The 910-nt window shown below is 26.3% G+C and carries 1 pseudogene; it reads right to left on the bottom strand.

What is annotated here, in order from left to right:
* Positions 1 to 910, bottom strand: a pseudogene (locus tag HMPREF0072_RS12550) (nickase); the annotation flags it as partial.

Here is a 910-nt window from a genome sequence, read left to right as displayed (position 1 = left end):
GTATTCATTGTCTTTATTAACTTGGTCTTGGAATTTTTTAATCTGTGCTATTACACTTGGTTTTTCACCTTGTTTTATTAACTTATCTATTTCTATGGATAAGTCTATCCCTAATTCTTTGTTTACAAAATCTACTGAATATTTTATATGATTAATTTCCTGGTATTCATCTTTTATCTTGTCTTTTTCTTTATTTATTTCTTCAAGATTTGCCATTAAAAGACTTTTTTATTCATTCCATTTTTTAAGACTTAGTTTTTCCTTATCTGATAGGAGTTTTTTTAATTTCTCGCTTACTACCTTATATTGGTTTATATCTTTCTTATGTTTATTATAGAATGTGTCTTTGGTGAATAAATTTTTCTTTTGATATTCTTCATACACTTCTTTTTTGGCTTTGTAGATTTCATAGTATAGAATTTTCTTTTCTACATCTTCCATTTCTTTATGGATTGTCTTTGCTTTTATATTTAGCTTATAACTATTAGACTTTAAACTTTCTATTTTTGTTTGTAACTGACCTATGGTTTCTATGTCATTTTTTCTTAAATAACTATATGCACTTGTTAGCTTTTTGAAGTCATACTTTTCTTTATTAGTTTTGGCATATCCTTTTAGGTATTTACTTTTTTCTTTTTGAATTTCTGAATAAGTTAATAGATAATTTGTTAGATTGAAAAGTTTAGGGTTGTCTATTACCTTATCTCTTTCTATATCCTTAAATTTTTCATAAGCAGTAGATAGGTTACCTAATAGATTTTCTATCCAACCCTTTAATGTCTTTATCTCTTCTTTTATTGTTTTTACAAGTTCATTATATTTTCTTATTTCTCTATTATAGTTTCCCTTGTCAGTTTCTATTCCCTTTCTTTCCATTGCACTTGCTGCTGCACTTTTGCCTTTTCCGCTC

It is taken from the genome of Anaerococcus lactolyticus ATCC 51172 (genome assembly GCF_000156575.1).
GTDB lineage: Bacteria > Bacillota > Clostridia > Tissierellales > Peptoniphilaceae > Anaerococcus > Anaerococcus lactolyticus.
This window is presented reverse-complemented; position numbering and strand designations above follow the sequence as displayed.